The sequence below is a fragment of the Bradyrhizobium manausense genome (assembly GCF_001440035.1).
Taxonomy (GTDB): Bacteria; Pseudomonadota; Alphaproteobacteria; order Rhizobiales; family Xanthobacteraceae; genus Bradyrhizobium; species Bradyrhizobium manausense.
On sequence record NZ_LJYG01000022.1, the window covers coordinates 1 to 17594 of the forward strand.

General features: G+C 57.1%; 12 protein-coding genes and 1 pseudogene. 9 read left to right on the top strand and 4 right to left on the bottom strand.

The features are described 5' to 3' along the window. The first annotated feature begins 93 nt into the window (after nt 1-93). Both AOQ71_RS42545 and AOQ71_RS04435 read left to right on the top strand, forming a co-directional pair. Nucleotides 94-1042 (top strand): IS630 family transposase gene (locus AOQ71_RS42545; protein WP_157083369.1). Its coding sequence is split into 2 segments (ribosomal slippage): nt 94-429 and nt 431-1042, totalling 948 coding nucleotides; the frame shifts between segments, so codons are not numbered across the junction. A 130-nt stretch (nt 1043-1172) separates the two neighbouring features. Beyond that, entirely contained in the window at nt 1173-1568 is a 396-nt protein-coding gene (locus AOQ71_RS04435) for a hypothetical protein (protein WP_057742424.1), read from the top strand. Here the strand turns inward: AOQ71_RS04435 and AOQ71_RS04440 are convergent. Then, nucleotides 1558-2799 (bottom strand): cytochrome P450, encoded by a 1242-nt coding sequence (locus AOQ71_RS04440; RefSeq protein ID WP_057742427.1) that lies wholly within the window; start codon nt 2797-2799, stop codon nt 1558-1560. The two genes, AOQ71_RS04435 and AOQ71_RS04440, sit on opposite strands and share 11 nt — an antisense overlap. 449 nt (nt 2800-3248) lie before the next feature. Between AOQ71_RS04440 and AOQ71_RS04445 the strand changes: the two genes are divergently transcribed. The 6 genes from AOQ71_RS04445 (at nt 3249) to AOQ71_RS04470 (ending at nt 12169) form a co-directional block, all read left to right on the top strand. Then, complete coding sequence (locus tag AOQ71_RS04445) at nt 3249-4439, top strand: acyl-CoA dehydrogenase family protein (RefSeq protein ID WP_057742432.1); 1191 nt, start codon at nt 3249-3251, stop codon at nt 4437-4439. Nucleotides 4440-5294: 855 nt separating this feature from the next. Further along, a complete protein-coding gene (locus AOQ71_RS04450) occupies nt 5295-5660 on the top strand; it encodes a site-specific integrase (RefSeq protein WP_057742435.1) in 366 nt (121 codons plus the stop codon). A 1295-nt stretch (nt 5661-6955) separates the two neighbouring features. Further along, the gene (locus AOQ71_RS04455) at nt 6956-7162 is read left to right on the top strand and encodes a cold-shock protein (RefSeq protein WP_057742451.1); all 207 of its coding nucleotides are present in this window, start codon (nt 6956-6958) and stop codon (nt 7160-7162) included. Between the two features lie 644 nt (nt 7163-7806). Next, entirely contained in the window at nt 7807-8859 is a 1053-nt protein-coding gene (locus AOQ71_RS04460) for an alpha/beta hydrolase family protein (protein ID WP_157083370.1), read from the top strand. A 983-nt stretch (nt 8860-9842) separates the two neighbouring features. Beyond that, a complete protein-coding gene (locus AOQ71_RS44760) occupies nt 9843-10853 on the top strand; it encodes a hypothetical protein (protein WP_157083371.1) in 1011 nt (336 codons plus the stop codon). A gap of 464 nt (nt 10854-11317) precedes the next feature. After that, on the top strand, nt 11318-12169 hold the full coding sequence (locus tag AOQ71_RS04470) for a YopJ family acetyltransferase (RefSeq protein ID WP_057742443.1): 852 nt from the start codon (nt 11318-11320) through the stop codon (nt 12167-12169). Nucleotides 12170-12564: 395 nt separating this feature from the next. Here the strand turns inward: AOQ71_RS04470 and AOQ71_RS04475 are convergent, their stop codons facing one another. The 3 genes and pseudogenes from AOQ71_RS04475 to gmd all read right to left on the bottom strand — a co-directional run bounded on the left by AOQ71_RS04475 (nt 12565) and on the right by gmd (nt 16018). Then, complete coding sequence (locus AOQ71_RS04475; RefSeq protein ID WP_057742446.1) at nt 12565-13047, bottom strand: MarR family winged helix-turn-helix transcriptional regulator; 483 nt, start codon at nt 13045-13047, stop codon at nt 12565-12567. Nucleotides 13048-14051: 1004 nt separating this feature from the next. Beyond that, nucleotides 14052-14952, bottom strand: a pseudogene (locus tag AOQ71_RS04480) (GDP-L-fucose synthase family protein). Beyond that, entirely contained in the window at nt 14933-16018 is a 1086-nt protein-coding gene (gene gmd, locus AOQ71_RS04485) for a GDP-mannose 4,6-dehydratase (protein ID WP_057742449.1), read from the bottom strand. The pseudogene AOQ71_RS04480 and the gene gmd overlap by 20 nt, the downstream one beginning before the upstream one ends. 253 nt (nt 16019-16271) lie before the next feature. On the opposite strand from gmd, the gene AOQ71_RS44765 reads away from it, so the two are divergent. Next, on the top strand, nt 16272-17594 hold a 1323-nt coding region (locus AOQ71_RS44765), incomplete at its 3' end, for an IS4 family transposase (RefSeq protein ID WP_057740974.1).

Genomic DNA, 17594 nt, shown 5'->3' on the forward strand with positions numbered 1-17594 from the left:
TAGAGCGGTTCACAGATTTATTGAATCGGGAGGGATTCCGGATCTGGGGCGAATATGATTCAAGATGCTGGCTGGGCTGGAGGCCAGCATCCGATGGTCCGACCAATTTCCAACGATTTGCGTAAGCGCGCAGTATCCGCTGTTGCCAAAGGTGAGAGCTGCCGATCTGTGGCGGAACGGTTTGGCGTTGCGGTCTCCTCAGTTGTGAAGTGGTCACAGCGTTATCGAGCGACCGGCTCGGTAACGCCTGGCAAGATGGGTGGCCACCGCAAGCCCGTGCTTGATCCGCACCGCGCCTTCATCGTCGAGCGGATCACCGAGAGGCCGCACCTGACGCTGCACGGTCTGAAGGCGGAACTGGCAGCCCGTGGCGTCAAGGTCTCACACAATGCGGTCTGGCTGTTCCTGCGCCGGGAAGGGTTGCGGTTCAAAAAAAACACTGTTCGCCCTCGAACAGGCTCGCGCCGACGTCTCTCGTAGGCGCCTGCGTTGGCGATCTTGGCAGGCCGGGCTCGATCCGGGCCGGCTCGTCTTTATCGATGAGACCTGGATCAAGACCAACATGGCCCCTTTGCGAGGCTGGGGACCCAAAGGGGCGCGTCTGCGCGGCTTTGCTCCGCACGGTCACTGGCGTACCCTCACATTCCTCGGTGCGCTCCGCCATGACCAACTCACGGCACCCTGCATCTTCGACGGCCCCATCAATGGCGAATGCTTCCGCGCTTACGTGAAGCACCTCCTCCTGCCGACCTTGCGCGAGGGCGATATCGTCATTCTCGACAATCTCGGAAGCCACAAGTCGAACGCTGTCAGACAGATGATCAAGGCGGCTGGCGCCAGGCTCTGGTACCTGCCGCCATACTCGCCCGACCTCAACCCGATCGAACAAGCCTTCTCCAAGATCAAACACTGGATGCGGCAAGCTCAGAAGCGCACCATCGAGGACACCTGGCGCCATATCGGTCACCTCGTCCAGGACATCCAGCCTCGCGAATGCGCCAACTACTTCGCAAACTCAGGCTATGCTTCAATCAAAATGTGAAACGCTCTAGCCGAGCCGTGGACGAGATATGCTGCCTTGCCGATGACGACGTTGCAGGCGGCTTGAGCCGCTTCGTCGATCTTCCTTTGATGTGCTCTCTGCTGAGAGATCGGGCTGTGGGGCCACAGCTATGGCGGGGCTCCTCGCGGCGTTAACCGATCTCCGCGACAGCCGTGTTCATGCCTGCTGTATCAATTCGGCGCCACCGCGCTCGGAGGTGCCGCCGTTCCGCACGGCGCAAGAGCAGCTCGCGGCGATGTTCGGCTGCCACGATCCGGATTTACTGACTGAGCGCGTTTCCGCGCTTGACTTCGACGGCCGCCGCGTCCCTATCGCCTGCGCGACACTGCTGCTGGAGGGCGGCACCGATGCCTTGGTCAAGCCTGGATCTCAGAGTGCTTTTCGCGAAGGCAACACCAACCCGCGGTCGTGCCTCAAGTCCTGGCCTGACGGCGAGCAAACAAGAGGGGACGGGACCGTGCTGCTGGGTGACTCTCAAGCCGGATCATCACAGCCTAAGCTCTAATCTGCACAGGGAGAGCGGAATAACCGTGCACGAAGTTCGACGCAATTCGCTGGGGTTCGCCGACAACCCTGATCTCCAGCCGAGCATTCAAGATTTCTTCCCAGAGGATTTTCAACTGCAGCTCCGCAAGATGTCGGCCAACGCAACGATGGATACCGAATCCGAAGGAGAGATGCCGCCGCACATTCTTGCGGTCGATGACGAAGCTGTCAGCGTTCTCGATGACCTCTTCGTCGCGGTTACCAGAAATATACCACATGACGACCTTGTCGCCCTTCCTGATTTGTTTTCCACCCACGACGATATCGGCCGCGGCGTTGCGCCGCATATGTGCGATGGGCGTCTGATACCGAATAATCTCCGACACCGCGCTCGACACCAGCTTGGGGTTATCGCGTAGTTTTCGCAGCTCGCAGGGGTGCTGGTTCATGAACAGGAGGCCCCCGGTAATCGAATTGCGGGTGGTATCATTCCCGCCCACGATCAGCAGAATTAGATTCCCGAGAAATTCGCTCGGCTCCATGTGTCGAGTTGCAGGCGAGTGTGCCATCATGGAAATCAGGTCCATGCGGGCCTCGGCATTCACGCGCTCGTTCCAAAGCCGCGTGAAATATTCCAAGCACTCGGACAAGATCGTGCTGCGCTTGTCCCAGGTGTCGATCGCATGACCTACTTTCGGAACAGAAACAGCTACGTCCGACCAATAGGTTAGGAGCCGGCGATCCTCAAATGGAAAGTCGAACAACGTCGCGAGCATCTGCGTCGTCAACTCAATGGAGACCATATCCACCCAATTGAAGGTATCATTCAGCGGCAAGCCGTCCAGAATCGTTCTAACCCGACGGCGGATCAAGCCTTCGAGCTTCGTCAGATTTTCCGGCGCGACTATCGGGCTTACAGTAGCGCGCTGCTCGCCATGTTTGGGAGGCCCCATCTTGATGAAACTTTGAGTCCAGTGCTTATCCGGCACATCGACAATTGTGACGCCTCGCTCTGACGAAAATGTCTCATGATTTGCATCTATCGCGACGATATCTCGGTATTTCGTTATGGACCAATATGGACCATAACGGCTGTCTTGGCAGTAGTGAACGGGATCTTCCATTCGCAATCGCTCGAAGCAGCTCCATATGCTGTCATCTTGAAAGCGCTTGGCTTCGCTTACATCCAGATTGCTCAGCGGCATATGACACGCATGATCGCCTCTATAGCCTGCCAATCGCGTTTTCATGATCCTCTCCGCAGAATCTTCTCTCTCGAAAGCTTGCGGATCCACAGGTCGCGATTCATGGTTCTAACCACCGCCGCGTTTTGGTTGCGAGCGGGTCGTCGCCAGAACAGAGTATCTCAAAGTGAAGACAGTCTCTCCCTACCATGTCCGGCAGTAAGGTCGCATTGACTTTCTAAATCGATCGGCTGAGCGTTCAAGCAGCTCAGCAAAAAGCGAGGCCTCTCAATCCTGGTAGCTGAACAGAATCCGAAGGTCGCGGTACGATTATCGGGGCCCATGCAGTCGTCCCCTCGAACGGCCATAGCGTCCTGTCCGGTGCACCAGCGCACTTGCGTAACCGCGACGACATCAAGGCGCTTTACCTTGGCGACTCACCGCAAACTGACTTCAGAGAGGAAAATGCTGACGCACGCCGCTGTTTGAATTCGTCGGCAAAGGATCAACTGACCATGATTACAGCCGGGCTGGCACACAACTTCGAGCTCTATTCTCGGCTGGATGCTGCCATTGATGCGACCGTAAGGCGCAACGCCGACCGCAATGATCTCGAAAGCCGCTTTCCCAAAGAAAATTTGAAGGCGTTGGCGGACGTGGGCTGGACCGGCGTCTTGAGCGAAACCCGCTTTGGCGGTCTTGGCCTCGGTCATGTCGATTTCGCCGAAGCTGCTTATCGACTTGGTCAGATCGATGCATCGACCGGGCTTGTCTACGTTATGCACGTCGGCGCGGCTCAGACCATCAACCTGTATGGCAACGATGACCAGAAGGAGCGATGGCTCAAGGCGAAGAACGGCACCCTTCTTGGCACATATTCGACCAGCGAACGCGCGACCGGTGGACACTGGTGGTACAATCTGTCCGAAGCGTCACGCGACGGCGACGACTATCTGATTGATGCCAAAAAATCATTCACAACGAGCTCCGGTCAGGCCGATTTCTATGTGGTCCAGACACGCACGCGCGGCGCCAAGGACCAGGCCGACATTGTTTTCTTCATTGTGCACGGAAAGTCTCCCGGGATCGAATCGAAGCCTTGGAACGCGCTCGGCGTGCGCGCCAATCACTCAGGACCCATCCGCTACAACAACGTGCGGGTACCGCGGCGGGACCGGCTCGGCGCGGAAGGGCAAGGAAAGGAAATCATCTACAACGGTGTCTCGCCCGTCAATCTGATCGGGCTCGGTGCCGTCTGGGAAGGTTTGGCCCGTGGCGCGCTAAATGCCGCTGTCAAGCACACTGAAAGTTTCGTGCACAAGGATCGGAACAAGAGACTTGCAGATTATCAGGCGATCCGGCAGGAGCTCGGCGCGGCCAAGGTGCTCGTCGAGTCGGTGCGCCCGTGGCGGCTCGAATTGGCAACGAGGTTGGACGAACTCTGGCGCGCCGGCAAACCGCAAAGCGAAATCCTGATCCCGCTAACCGAGTTTAAGGTGCATGCCGCCGAGGTCGCGAACGAGGTTGCAGGCGCTGCACTAACAGTGACCGGAGGTTACGGCTATCGCCGAGGGCCGATCGAACGTTTCTTCCGCGATGCGCGCGCGGCCATTGCAATGGGCCCATCGAACATTATCGCTCGGGACTGGATCGGAAAATCTTTGGTCGGACTACCGCTTGAGCTCTTCTACGAAGGGGGAGAATAGGTCGAGTTCCCGGGTTTCGAAATGCGTCCATGCCGCGGGAGATAAGGCTGATCAGATTCAAGGTGGTGAACGGCACGTCAGGGCGTCCAGCCCGGATCGCTATCCTTCGGATTTGCCTCGAGAACGAGAGCGCGCCAAGCTCGCGCGCCGCGCCGGCGCGGCGGGGAGGGCAGCGGTCCCGGTAGGGTTCTCTGCCACGAGCTCGAGCCATTCCGTGACGAAACGCTTCGCGGCCAGATTGCCCTAATGCGCTCGCTTGATGAGACGATCGGGCTAGGGGGTAACAGCTATGGCGGGCTCCTCGCGGCGTTAACCGCCATTCGCGACAGCAGTGTTCACGCCTGCTGTATCAATGGGGCGCCACCGCGCACGGAGGTGCCGCCGTTCCGCACGGCGCAAGAGCAGTTCGCGGCGATGTTCGGCTACCACGATCCGGATTTGCTGACTGAGCCGCGTTTCTGCGCTTGTCTTCGACGGCCGCCGCGTCCCTATCGCCTGCCTGACACTGGTGCTGGAGGCCGGCGCCGATGCCCTAGTCAAGTCTGGATCTCAATGTGCGTTTCTCGAAAGCAACACCGACCCGCGATCGCGCCTCAAGTCCTGACCTGACGGCGAGCCTACAACGATGGGGACGAGCGATACACGCTGGTAGCGGACTGATTCAGCGCGGTGCTCACAACGTAGCCGGAGGTAGCTGGATCGGGATGCGTCGGGCCGAGCCAGTTCAAACGGTCTGGACCGGCTTGAACGAGGATGCTCGCTTACGCTTGTACGTGGTAGCCGACACGGGCGTACTGCCTTAAAGGTCGTGAGCTTGCAGGAAGACGTTATCGTTCTGGAGGGCAAATATCTCACGTGAAGATCCTATCCGAAGGACGCCGCCTCAAGACAGCTGACTCGCAGCGAGAGATACCGCTGGTTAGCGACGCGTTCGCCGCCATGCAAAAGCGGCCGCAGGTTGTCCCGCGCTATCGTGACAAGTCTTCCAACCTTTCCGCGGCGTTGAATAAGTATCGTCTGGAGAATGGATTGCGGCCGACCAAAGAACACGCGGTTTATTCGCTGCGGGATAGCTTCAAGGATCGGCTAATTGCTGATGAAGCGCCCGATAGTCTCATCGAGAGTCTCATGGGCGAAGGCGAGCCAATGCTGGACTTCCCAGCGCGTAAGCTTGAGAGGAACGGCGGACAGAGTTGCCGGCGGCGTCACGGGGCGCGCTGATCATGGGTGCTGCCTGTCACCGGCTATGGTCGCTGCCGACTGGAATTTTCAGCCAACTGTTCCTTGAGCACGTTTCGCGAAGTTGCAGAGACATCTTCGACAGTAGGTCGGCCACACCGTAGGCTGATATATCGCTCATCATTGTCGTCTTCTTATTAATGAGAGGATCAATCAGTTCTGAGCACCACCGTTCATCGCTGCTCACAGGTCACTTCAACGCCGGTCCGACGGCTGCCCGGTTCCCGAGATCGATTCATTCCGTCACGTCGATCAACCGTTTTCGGTACTGTGCGGCAGAGCCGTCAAAGAGGTGTCGCAACCGTGCTGCTGGGCGACTCTCACGATCAATGCTGACGGTCGCTTGTCCGCTCATGCCTGCTGTCCTCGCTCTATAGACAACGAAGCGGTGAATAGCGAAACGAGGGAACCAGTGGCCGGTGGGGTCAGGGTTGAGGCGGCTTGTTGTCGACGTCATGTTAGGCAAACATCTGCCAGCACCGCGAAGGGAGGCACACGACGCGGATCTTAGCATTCGGCTCAACGTGCGCCTGCCAGCCGGCGGCACCGAGGTGCGCCTGCATGTTCTGTCGAATATCGTCTCTGTTGCCGCTCTCGCAATGGGCCAATTGATCGATGCGGTGAGCCGCCGACCCAGAGATCGCGATTGTCAACCTTCACGACTAGCCAAATATAGTGAACTTTATGGTCGCCGCGATATTCGCGCTTCTCGACCGCCGACGACGGGAGGTGGTGGACGTAGTCCGACACGAAAATCGTAAGGTGCTCTTCCGCCCGGAACCGGCTGCGACCGCTCGCTTTCACCTCCGTCGTCGTGGCATGAGTTGTTTCGTGTGCTTCACCCGAAAGGAGACCCGCTTGGCAGTATCTTCGGCTGCCCACGGATCATGGCCCACGACGGCAACGTTCGAGAGAATTTCTTGCCGATTTATCACCCGTTACGGCGGAATATTACGCGAGTGCGTTCGCGGGATCGTCGTGATGTTGTAATACAAGCAAGCGATTTCGATCGTTTCCGTTTGCAGAAAGACCGGTCGCGCCCCGTTGATGTGAAAATGGGGTAGATGTCGGCGCCGAGCTCGCTCTCCGAGATCAAAACCGTCCCCGTAAGAGTCTTCCACGCCGTGCAGCGTCTTCCCGCTCTCCATCTTCGACATGCAACACCTTCCGGCTACGTTGTCCTCGCCCAGCAACACGCAGCTGGTACATTGCGGCGGTCTTGATGCTCAGCAGGAACTCTGGCTATATCCCGCGCGTTCAATCTGGAGTTACTTTTGGTGACAATTGGTATAGTGAAATGGTTCAGTCCGACTAAGGGCTACGGCTTCATCAAGCCAGATGATGGCGGCCCCGATGTCTTCGTGCACATCCGCGCCGTAGAAAAGGCCGGCTATGCCGAGTTGGCAGAGGGCGCGAAGATCAGCTACGAGACAAGGGTCGGAGCTTCTGGCAAAATTTCTGCCGAAAATCTTCGACTTGGATGAGCTCGCTCGCGCAAAAATAAAAGGCAGTCCTAACATTCGTCATTCTTGCTCCTCCCCGGCTTGTCCGCGAGGCGTAGGTACGGCCTCATCATATCCCCTGGAGCCGCTGAGGCCGTTTCCTTGTCTGACGCTGTGAGTAGGCGTGCTTCGCAATAGGAGGCGAATTGTGTGAGTGCTTCCGCAAGACGATTGGCTCGAATGTCAGTCCTCAGCCCTCCAAAGGCAGCCTGGTCCTTAACTCTCCAACGCATCGTCGGAATGATTTTCACAGCGTCATTCGTTTTTCTAATTCGAGCATTAGGTCCAGTTCATCGTGGCGTTCGCGCGCCGGTGACGCCAAGTTTTCAGGAGGCATCATTCGCGTTTGCAACTCCTGGCGAAAGCAGTCTAGCCACTCTTGCAAGGCGTGCGAGCTGTTCTCTCGAACCTACTGAGTTTTGACTCGTCTCGTGCAGCGGAGGGCCGACGTTTAATCCGACGAAAAACTGCGCACGCGCGCGACCAAAGCAGAATTTCGGCGACACATGGCGCAATACCGGCAAGTTTTCTCCTGCGTTGCCAGGTACAATCTGCGACACGTGGAGCTAAGCTGGCATTCGCAGAACCGGCTATCCATTGAGATCCGCACTAAGGGGCGAAATGGGATGGACGGCGCTGCGTGGCCTCAGGTGAGGGGCGATCTTTTATCCACACGGTGGGGCGCCGCGGCGTTCCTCAACAATCTCGAAACTGCCTGCACAACCATAAGTCGAACAGAATGGGTCGTAAGATGGCTAAACATCGGAGACGCCCACTGCGTTCTTGGTGATACCAATAAAGAGAAAGGATACTTTGATGAGGTGGCAGAAGATTGGCTATGCGCGCTAACCGCCTTTGAAGTTGCCAGGCGACTAGCTTGTGAAGACGCTTCGAAAATTGAAGTCGTTTCGGCGAAGATCAACGTCGTCATTCAAAAACTCGGAAAGCTGGGACCGAAGGTCGAGCGGGTACAAATCGAGTGTTGCGATCAATTTGAGATTTCAGCGCACTTCTTGCCTGCTCGTGATCGCAGTTCAGCCGCCCCAGCAATTATTTGCATCAGCACGGAAGCGGAAACAGCAACGACACTGCTCGGAAGGCTCTTGCCTGTCGTAATGCATAGAGGCATGTCCGTCCTTGTAGTCGCTCATGACGACCTCTCAGATACAGGACGCAGCCAATCGGACCTGTTCTTGTCTTGCTGTGTGGACTACTTGTCAACTCGGTCTGACGTCGATGCGGCTCGTATTGGCGTATACGGAGATGGGCTGTCCGCTGCCCTGGCAACCGACCTTGCCGCATTTGACAGTCGTGTGGCCGCAGCAGTGTGTGACGGCGGTCTTTGGAATTTGGCTCGAATGCTGGCGTCTGTCGGCTGGCTCACCCGAACAGCCGACGTGCAGGACGAGCAAGTGATCTCAGCCCGCCGCTTGCGCTTGCTCCGGCAACTAAGATGCCCAGTTCTCGTGGTGGCTGGTGGGCGCGGCATCATCAGTGCAGCGGAAGCGATGAAACTACTAGTTGATGGCGCCGCTGCACCTATTGATCTACAGTTGGCGATACCGAGAATGCTGACGATTGACGGAGAAGAGTTCGAAAATTTTGTGACTGCCGACGACCGCATCTTCGGGTGGCTTGAGCATAAACTTGTGCGGAATACGCTCTCTAACCAGTCTTGAGTCGCATAGCAGCGGAAGCCTTTGTGATCCGGGCTGCCGTATGGCGATCAAGCCATAGGCGATGTCCTTATGTATCGCTCCGGCGTAGTTTCAATTATGGACATTCTCGAGCAGGCTTGCTCCCAATCTGAATGGGGCGTTGTTCTGTCCGCGACGCCGAATCAATGCGGCGTCGCGTGAATGTTGGATCGGAGCCCGGCCACGTCGGCTGGCAACTTGCCGAGTCGGGGGTGGCGAGTCCTGAGGCTAAACGTCTGCAACGTCCTTCGACGGCGGTTGCTGGAGCAGCTTTCCGGCGCCTCGAGTAAGCCGGTTCCGGCAACCTGCGGCGGATTGGGCTGCGACGAAGACGGCTTATAGGGTATTCGACCATCCGCAGCGTTACCGAACAGCGTGATGGCGGGAATTTCGCTGCGATTGGAGCGCGTTTCCAAAGCAGCGACGGGCCTGTTCTGATCCTGCAGGACACGACCGAGTTCCCGCCCGGCAAGATCGGCTCCACAAAAACCATCACCGCTGGGTGCTACAAAGCCGGACAAACCAGCAGCCGTCCTTGTGCAGTGTGTTGATGCATTCGAGGTCGTCACCACCAGTAGGACACCGCTCGGTCTGTCGGCCGTAAAGTTCTGGACCCGCAGCAAGTTCAAAGGAACGGCCGCGCTGGCGGCTCATCACGCAAACGCGCGTTCCAATCGAGATCCTACGCCCAATCCGGCGTCAACTTGCGCTCCACCGCCGCCGTCGTCGGTTCCTGCGCGGCGCGCAAGAGCCGGCATAATCGAGATCGGGCTTGGCGGCTGTCGTACTCGCCTGACAGCGACGTAGACAAGGCCAGTGCCGACGCTAGGTGAACAGCAGGCGTTGAGCTAGTCCATGCCGGGTGCCGAGAAGGACACCTCTACGCCTTCCAAAGCGCAGGGTTCGTCAGCTTCTCGAAAGCTGGTCTCCCTATTAGAACAAGACGACCCAAGGTGGGAGCCGGAATGAATAACGACTCATGGAGCCCGGCTGACTTCGCCCGACAGCTACCGGCCGACATGAGCGCGCAAACCCCCCTATCATGCCCGTCGCCGAATCAAGCGGACTTTGATCAGCAGCTAAGTGAGTTGCGGTCAGCCCATCATTCAGATTCGGCCAACCTCGAGCGGGAATCGCCTGCGAATGTGACAAATAGCAATACGCCACCGCGCACTATCCTGCAGAGCGAACGATGTACCGCGGCAGTCTTTGTCAGGGGACGCGCCGAACTTGCCGCATCGCTGGTCGGAGCGAGCGTTGAGGCGCTCAGCAACGAGATCGGGCTGGCTGAGCGACGAACAGCACAGTGGCCAACAACGGCTGAGTCTTCCGCCGGCAGCGTCGATGGCAGAGATATTCTAAATGATGTCTTGGCGTCGTCATATTCGCAGCTGCACCGCTTTCAGAACAAGCGTAACCACTGCAAGCCGCGTATGGACGTCGATGTAGCGGCAATGGAGCATGTACGTTCCATGGCGGATTTACGTTGTCACACTAGAGCGCATGTTGCTAAGGCGTTCTGCAACGACGACATCGACGAAATCGATATGGCACGCATGGCTGCAATGCACGCCTACGGTTATGCCAAATTGTCTTCTTTCGTGTCGTTGGCTCAGGATCCCTCACAACTGCTCGTTTCGGATGGCGATGCTCGTGCGAAGGCAATCGCCCAGAGAGCTAAGGAGTTGCACACCTACACGGTACCGAAGGTTGCCGCTTGGTCAACCAGTCGAATCGACGGTGTTCTGGCGCGAGGAAGCGATCCCGAAGATTCGAAATTGCGGGAGTGGGTGAATGGAATACCGACGAAAGAGACGGAGGTCTTGTTTCTCGGCGGCAATCTGGAAGACTATCGGACGGGAAGCCAACCGAATCCCTACAGGATCTATCGCCCCGGTACCAATCAAGAGGCTCAATCTCGCCGGTATCCTCCGCTGTCGGAGTGCGCTTCTGCGCTGTTAGGGGCGGGTCAATGACCGGATGCCTCTTGCTTGTCAACGCTAGTGCGGTTTGCCCAGCCTTGACTTCGCTTGCCGACGAATATCGGGCTACGCGGCCCATTGCTTCCCTCGTGATTCGTTGCGCAGATCGCTAAAGACCGCGCTCAATGCGCCATCACGACTTCAGTCCCTGGTCGGATGATTGATCCTTTTGGTTAGGAGTATAGATTATGGGCTGCTGCATTTCACGACCGAGCGTACGGCACGAAACCTCTCGGGATGACGGACACGCCCTGGAGGCCGAGTTTGGCACTCAGCTAGATTTGGTGCGATCGAGTCCGCCTCGATCCAGTATTGAATCACTGCACGCGCCCGGATCATCTCGCGAGGCCGGTGACGCAGCCGCTTCGCATTGTATTCCGGCCCGCGTTGACCAGAAGCTTCGGTTACTTGGGCAAACACTTGAGCGTGCCAACCAAGCGGGAATTTCGTCCGGTCTCATGGAATATGGTCAGCAGGTGGCTCACTATATGTCTGCCGACAGACAGCCCGACCAGGAATTGTTGTCCCTTGATATCGCCAATCTTCATCGCCTGGCGGACAGCTATAACAAGCGCTATCCGAAACTCAATCTTAAGTATATGGACTCGCCCGCCAAGTTACTTAGCGCGTTGGCGGACCGGTCGTCGGACAGTTCTTGGCGTGCTATCGTGCGGTTGGCGGACGGCGAGATGCACCACTTTGCTGCTGATGTGCGAACCCGCGCCGGAGCACCGCCGACGGTTATCGTGATGGAGCCAGCCGACCTCTACACCTTCCTGACCCCATACTCCGGATTGCGAAGGCAAGCGCTACAGCAGCTGGGCACAGAGCCGAAATGGGCATTTATTGGAGTTGGTGCACAAAAATCTTCCGCCGATTGCGTGATATTCGACATGCAGTTTGCGCTGGCAGCACACCAAGAGTTGTCCATCTTCGACGGCTGGCATAGCAATCTTCATCGGCACGGAACGATTGCCGATGAGGGGGACGATTCCAACAACTACATTCCCTCACCCGACGCCATGCTGGAATTTGCCGACATACGCTTGTTTCATGGGGAAATGTTTCTTCCAGCGTTGTTCTATAAGCATTCCCACTCGAAAGGAGTCATCGAGGAGGTCGCAATGTACCAAGCTGGTATTAAAGACGAAGATGTAAGCAGCAGCAGACGCGATCCCAAAACGGAGTCGTTGGCCGAACGGCTCGAAGCCTTTGCTGTCGAGCGAGGCCCCCTTAAACATAGCGCCTCTATCGAGGCTTCGAGAGCAACCAAGATCCGCACGACTTTGGACACAATGTTATCCGACTGATACGATCTTTCGTGTTAAGGCACGCACGAATTTAGCCTTATCGGCTTTCGATGACTTCATCACTGCGGCCTTTGAAAGCTTCACGTCATCCTCTACGACCTCAATAGCCACAAGAAAACGAACATTGGCTCGAGACCAACGTGCATTCCAATTCAGACCGGCAGGTGCGTCTGACCGGCCACTGAGCTGGTCCCGATTGTCTGACCAGATTCCCGCCTCGATTGGTGGAGGCTCTGCCGAGGTTAGCCTCGCCTTCCAATCCAATTGCGCTGCCGCGTCCATCCTCGCAGGACACCACGTGCCCACTACGAGATTGGAGGTCGCAGCCGCAAGGGCTTCCCCGTTCCAAATGGTGCCAGGCGAGCAAGCTGTGATGCTTGCACAGGACAAGTAATCTACAATATTCCAATACTGAGCTTTTGAGATGCCAATCGGCTATTCTTCGCAATCAAGATGAGCCGTTTGTTGACGTAGTGAAGAGACTCCTCGTCGAGCCCTTCAAGCATTGTGGCATTGAGGGATTGTCTTTTGATTGACAGCTTCCTGATTTCCGCTAGCGCTTTTTGAGTCAGCGATATCCGCAGGTATCTCGCATCATCGGGCGAGGTCACGCGGGAAAGGAACTCCATTGCCTCGAGTTTCTTTGTTTGGTTGGTGACGAAGGCGGGATGAATTCGCAGCTTGTTCGCAACCGCTATTCCCGAGACTCCTCGGCCTTCATCGAGTTCGTCAACAGCCATCAAGATCAGCCATTGCGGTTCCGTTATGCCTAATAGCTGAGCCCAAGTCTTGTGTATTTCCTCGAGCTGGGAATGGACCTCGACGATATTCCAGATGAAGTCACTAACCGCTCGAGCGAGTTGTTCTTTTACTTGCATGGTGTTGTTCCCCGGCAAATCTAGATTGGCCGACACGCGCACAGTCGATGTCCACTCCGGCGGAAACGTACCTACTCTTCTTATGCGCTCGAAAATAGAGCTCACAGGACACACTAGATCAAAAACAATTGAGGCGTGCAATTGATCTAAGTGCGCATTGAAGTTGGATGTCGAGCAAGTGGCACTTTTACGTCGATTCGTAATTTAAGCGGCGTTCGCCTTCGTTCCGATAGCCTTATCCACCAGGACTTCGTCCACGAAATGGCCTTGCGATAGAATAATGTTGCTCTCATCGAATCGCGCACATGATTTCGTTCTGACGCTTTATTGAAGCCGAGATTACCATTCGGCAGGTCGTGGTGAGACGCCTGTGCTCAGGCGGGTTGCTGACTGCGAGAATTCGATAGATTTAGCTTCAAGTTCTATAGGGAGCGCTAATCGCCGTCATCCTCGAGACATGACACGCCTTTGACGTGATGGGTTGGGTGAGTTGGTCCCTCAATAGGACGAGCGTAGAGGCGGGTGGGCCGTGCTGTGGCCCTCAGGAATATCACCGAGGAGCGGCGAATTTTTTCCGCGTCTTCGGCCCTATGCGTCCGACAAAGACAAAGCTTTGAATGTTGCGTTCGGACTTGTCCTTCTGGCATCAGGAGCGTGCGCCGATGTCCTGAGAGTCTCATTCCAAGTACGCGGGGTCGGCGCGCCGAGACCGTCAAACCCCGAGACTCTAACTGCCACCGGATGAAAACTCAGTGGCAGGTCATCACTTCTTGAATGATTTAGGTCTTCCAGGCCGCCACGATTGCAATCCACACGTTCATAGCGAATGCGCATGGAGTGCGCGGGGCCGAATGCCTGGCGCAAAATAATGGCTGCGCTTGCGCGTTCAAACCGGATCGGTTCGCGCTCCGCAAAACGCTCTATTCGAGATTATGTTTGCCCGTGGCCAGAATTGCATGCCTGATCGCTTAAAAGCAGTCCGCTTCTCGAGGACCACGGTGGCCTCAAAGTGTGGCGGAAGCGAACGCCGAGGTTTTCGCGTGCCAGCCAAGCTCTGCTAGACGGCTGACATCGAGCAACTTACGCGGCGTACCGTCGGGGCGAGAGGCATCGAACGCGATCTCGCCTCGATAGCCGACGACCTCCGCGACAAGCCGGGCGAATTCCAAGATCGTGACGTCCTCGCCAGTCCCTATATTGATCAGCTCTGCACCCGAATAGGTCTTCATCAGGTGGACGCAGGCATCCGCCATGTCGTCGACATAGAGGAATTCGCGGCGGGGTGTGCCGGTGTCCCAAGCCGGGACGCTTTTTCCACCGGAAACCTTGGCTTCGTGAAAGCGGCGGATTACACATGACTATATTCCGGGTGGTCGTTGTCGCCGGGACCATAGAGGTTGGTCGGCATCACACTGATGAAGTCACTTCCGTACTGACTGCGATAAGCCTCCACCAGCTTGATGCCGGCGATCTTGGCGATCGCATAGGGCTCGTTAGTCGGTTCGAGCGGACCGGTCAGAATCATGTCTCCGCGCGGGGGCTGGGGAGCAAGTTTCGGGTGGATGCAGGAGGAGCCCAAGAACATCAGCTTTTCCGCACCATTTAGATGCGCGGCATGGATCACGTTCGCGGCGATCGCGTTGTCGTAAAGAAATTCGGCGCGCAGTGTATCATTGGCGACGATGCCGCCGACCTTGGCGGAAGCCAAAAATACCACCTGTGGCCGCGTCTTGGCGAACCAGCCGAAGACCTGGGCCTGTCGCGCAGGCCGACCTCGCTTCGCTCAATGATGACGAGCCGGGTGTCTTCCCGCGCGAGCCGGCGCATCAGCGCGGCCCCGGCCATGCCGCGATGGCCGGCGACACAGACCGTCTTGCCTTTCAGCTCAAACGGGGCGCTTGCCATTTTCGGCTTCCCGTTTCGCCTCGGCAAGATCGCTTGCGACCATCTCCTGCACGAGCTCTGCAAAGCTGCGCTTCGGCTTCCAGCCGAGCTGTTCGCGCGCCTTGCTGGAATCACCGATGAGAAGATCAACCTCCGTCGGGCGGAAATAGGTTGGGTCGATCCTGACCACGATCTTGCCGCTCTTGGTGTCGACCCCAGTTTCTTCTACGCCCTTGCCGCGCCATTCGATGCGGCGACCGACCTCGGAAAAGCCGAGCTCGACCATTTCGCGCACCGACCGCGTCTCGCCGGTTGCGAGCACGAATTCGTCGGGCTTTTCCGCCTGCAGGATCATGTGTATGCCTTCGACGTAGTCGCGAGCATGCCCCCAGTCGCGCTTGGCTTCGAGGTTGCCAAGATAAAGTGTGTCCTCGAGACCGACCTCAATGCGGGCGACGGCGCGAGTGATCTTGCGGGTCACAAAGGTCTCGCCGCGGATTGGGCTTTCGTGATTGAATAAAATGCCGTTACTTGCGAACATGCCATAGGCTTCGCGGTAGTTCACCGTGATCCAGTAGCCGTAGAGCTTCGCCACGCCATAGGGTGAGCGCGGATAAAATGGCGTGGTCTCTTTCTGGGGGACTTCCTGAACCAGACCGTAAAGCTCCGACGTAGACGCCTGGTAGAAGCGCGTCTCCTTCTCCAGGCCAAGAATCCGGATCGCCTCAAGCAGGCGTAGCACGCCAATCGCGTCGGCGTTTGCGGTATACTCCGGGCTTTCAAAGCTAACGCCGACATGGCTCTGGGCGGCCAGATTGTAGATCTCGGTTGGCCTAATCTGTTGGACCAAGCGGATCAAATTGGTCGAATCGGTCATGTCACCGTAGTGCATGAGAAACGGCACATTGCCGGCATGCCGGTCTTGATAGAGGTGATCGACGCGCGCGGTGTTGAAGGAAGATGACCGTCGCTTAATACCATGCACGACATAGCCGAGCGACAGGAGATATTCGGAGAGATAGGCGCCATCCTGCCCGGTCACGCCAGTGATCAGAGCGACCCGCCTTTGAGAGTTTCCGTTAGGCAAATTCTACCCTATGCAAACGAAGTGATCATTTTCCGTGCCCCTTGGTCACCGCCGCCGTACGCACCCGGTCGAAACGCTATTCGAGGGAGCAAAACCGGCCACGGTGATAAACAAACGGCTGGCCAAGGCCAATAGCTTCCAATTACCCACAATTTGCGGTCGATTTAGACGACGTGTCCGCGGCGAAAACTTGAATCGGCAGAATCTCTTGTGATTCGTTGTCGAGCACCTGATTCGAATTTGATGGTGCTTGGTGGGCTTGGTACTAAAGGATCTTGCGGAAGCGCGTGCTCAGCGATTGACGACCGGCATCGAGACGTGGGTTGATCGGGAAGTTGCGGGATGCGAGTTTAAGGATGAGCGGCTCGGCCGCCGATTTTGCAAGTTGCTCGGGCTGATCGGGAGCGACATGGGTCAGAGCATCCCGCTGGTTTGTCAGGACTGGGCGAACACGAAGGCCGCGTATCGCTTCTTCTCCAACGAACGGGTCAACGAGGCGGATATTCTTGGCGGCCACTTTGAGGCGACGCACGGGCGCGCGACGACAACGGAGGGGCCGATCCTTGTCCTCCATGACACGACGGAATTCAGCTTCAAGCGAGAGAAGCCGGATCTGATTGGCTTTACAGGTAAGACGGCAGGGCGCACGCAGTGCGGCATCCTGATGCATTCGAGCCTCGCCGTGACGACCGAGGGGCTTCCGCTCGGACTGGCGGCAATCAAGTTCTGGACACGCAAGAAGTTCAAGGGGACGACGGCCCTGAAGCGAAAGATCAATCCGACACGGGTTCCGATCGAGCAGAAGGAGAGCATCCGCTGGCTGGAGAATTTACGACAATCGACCGACCTTCTCGCTGCCCCTGGACAATGCGTTCATATCGGCGATCGCGAGAGCGACATCTATGAGCTGTTCTGTCTGGCCGAAGAGGTTGGAACGCATTTCCTGGTGCGAACCTGCGTTGATCGACTCGCCGGGGACGGCAATCATACAATTGCCGACGAAATGGACGAGGTCGCGGTCAAAGGTCTGCACCGGGTGGCTGTCAAGGATGACAAAGGTGATCCGGATGAAGCGCTTCTTGAAATTCGATTCCGCAAGCTTCGAATTCTGCCGCCGATCGGCAAGCAGAAGAAATATCCTGCACTCACTCTGACCGTGATCCATGCTCAAGAGCGCGGAACGCCGAAGCGGCGAAAGAAAATCGAGTGGAAGCTTCTCACCGATCTCCCGGTCCAATCGCGCAAGGACGCCATCGAGAAGCTCGAGTGGTACGCGCTGCGGTGGAAGATCGAAGTCTTCCATAAGATCCTCAAATCGGGCTGCAAGGCGGAGGAGTCGAAATTGCGAACCGCTGAGCGATTGGTCAATCTGATCGCGGTCTTCTGCATTGTGAGCTGGCGCGTCTTCTGGATGACGATGCTCAATCGCTCCACGCCGAATGCGCCGCCGCAAACGGCGCTGACGGAAACCGAAATCAAGCTTCTCGATCATTTGGTGAAAGATCGGGGTGCCAACCGCTCTCAACGAACCACGATCTCCCACTACGTCGTCAAGATCGCGCGGCTCGGAGGATAC

Bases quoted from the DNA above. Each gene is read 5' to 3' on its own strand.
- AOQ71_RS04435 (WP_057742424.1), top strand. From the start codon at position 1,173: ATGGCGGGGCTCCTCGCGGCGTTAACCGATCTCCGCGACAGCCGTGTT.
- AOQ71_RS04470 (WP_057742443.1), top strand. From the start codon at position 11,318: ATGGAATATGGTCAGCAGGTGGCTCACTATATGTCTGCCGACAGACAG.
- AOQ71_RS44760 (WP_157083371.1), top strand. From the start codon at position 9,843: ATGAATAACGACTCATGGAGCCCGGCTGACTTCGCCCGACAGCTACCG.
- AOQ71_RS04460 (WP_157083370.1), top strand. From the start codon at position 7,807: ATGGACGGCGCTGCGTGGCCTCAGGTGAGGGGCGATCTTTTATCCACA.
- AOQ71_RS04440 (WP_057742427.1), bottom strand. From the start codon at position 2,799: ATGAAAACGCGATTGGCAGGCTATAGAGGCGATCATGCGTGTCATATG.
- AOQ71_RS04445 (WP_057742432.1), top strand. From the start codon at position 3,249: ATGATTACAGCCGGGCTGGCACACAACTTCGAGCTCTATTCTCGGCTG.
- AOQ71_RS04475 (WP_057742446.1), bottom strand. From the start codon at position 13,047: ATGCAAGTAAAAGAACAACTCGCTCGAGCGGTTAGTGACTTCATCTGG.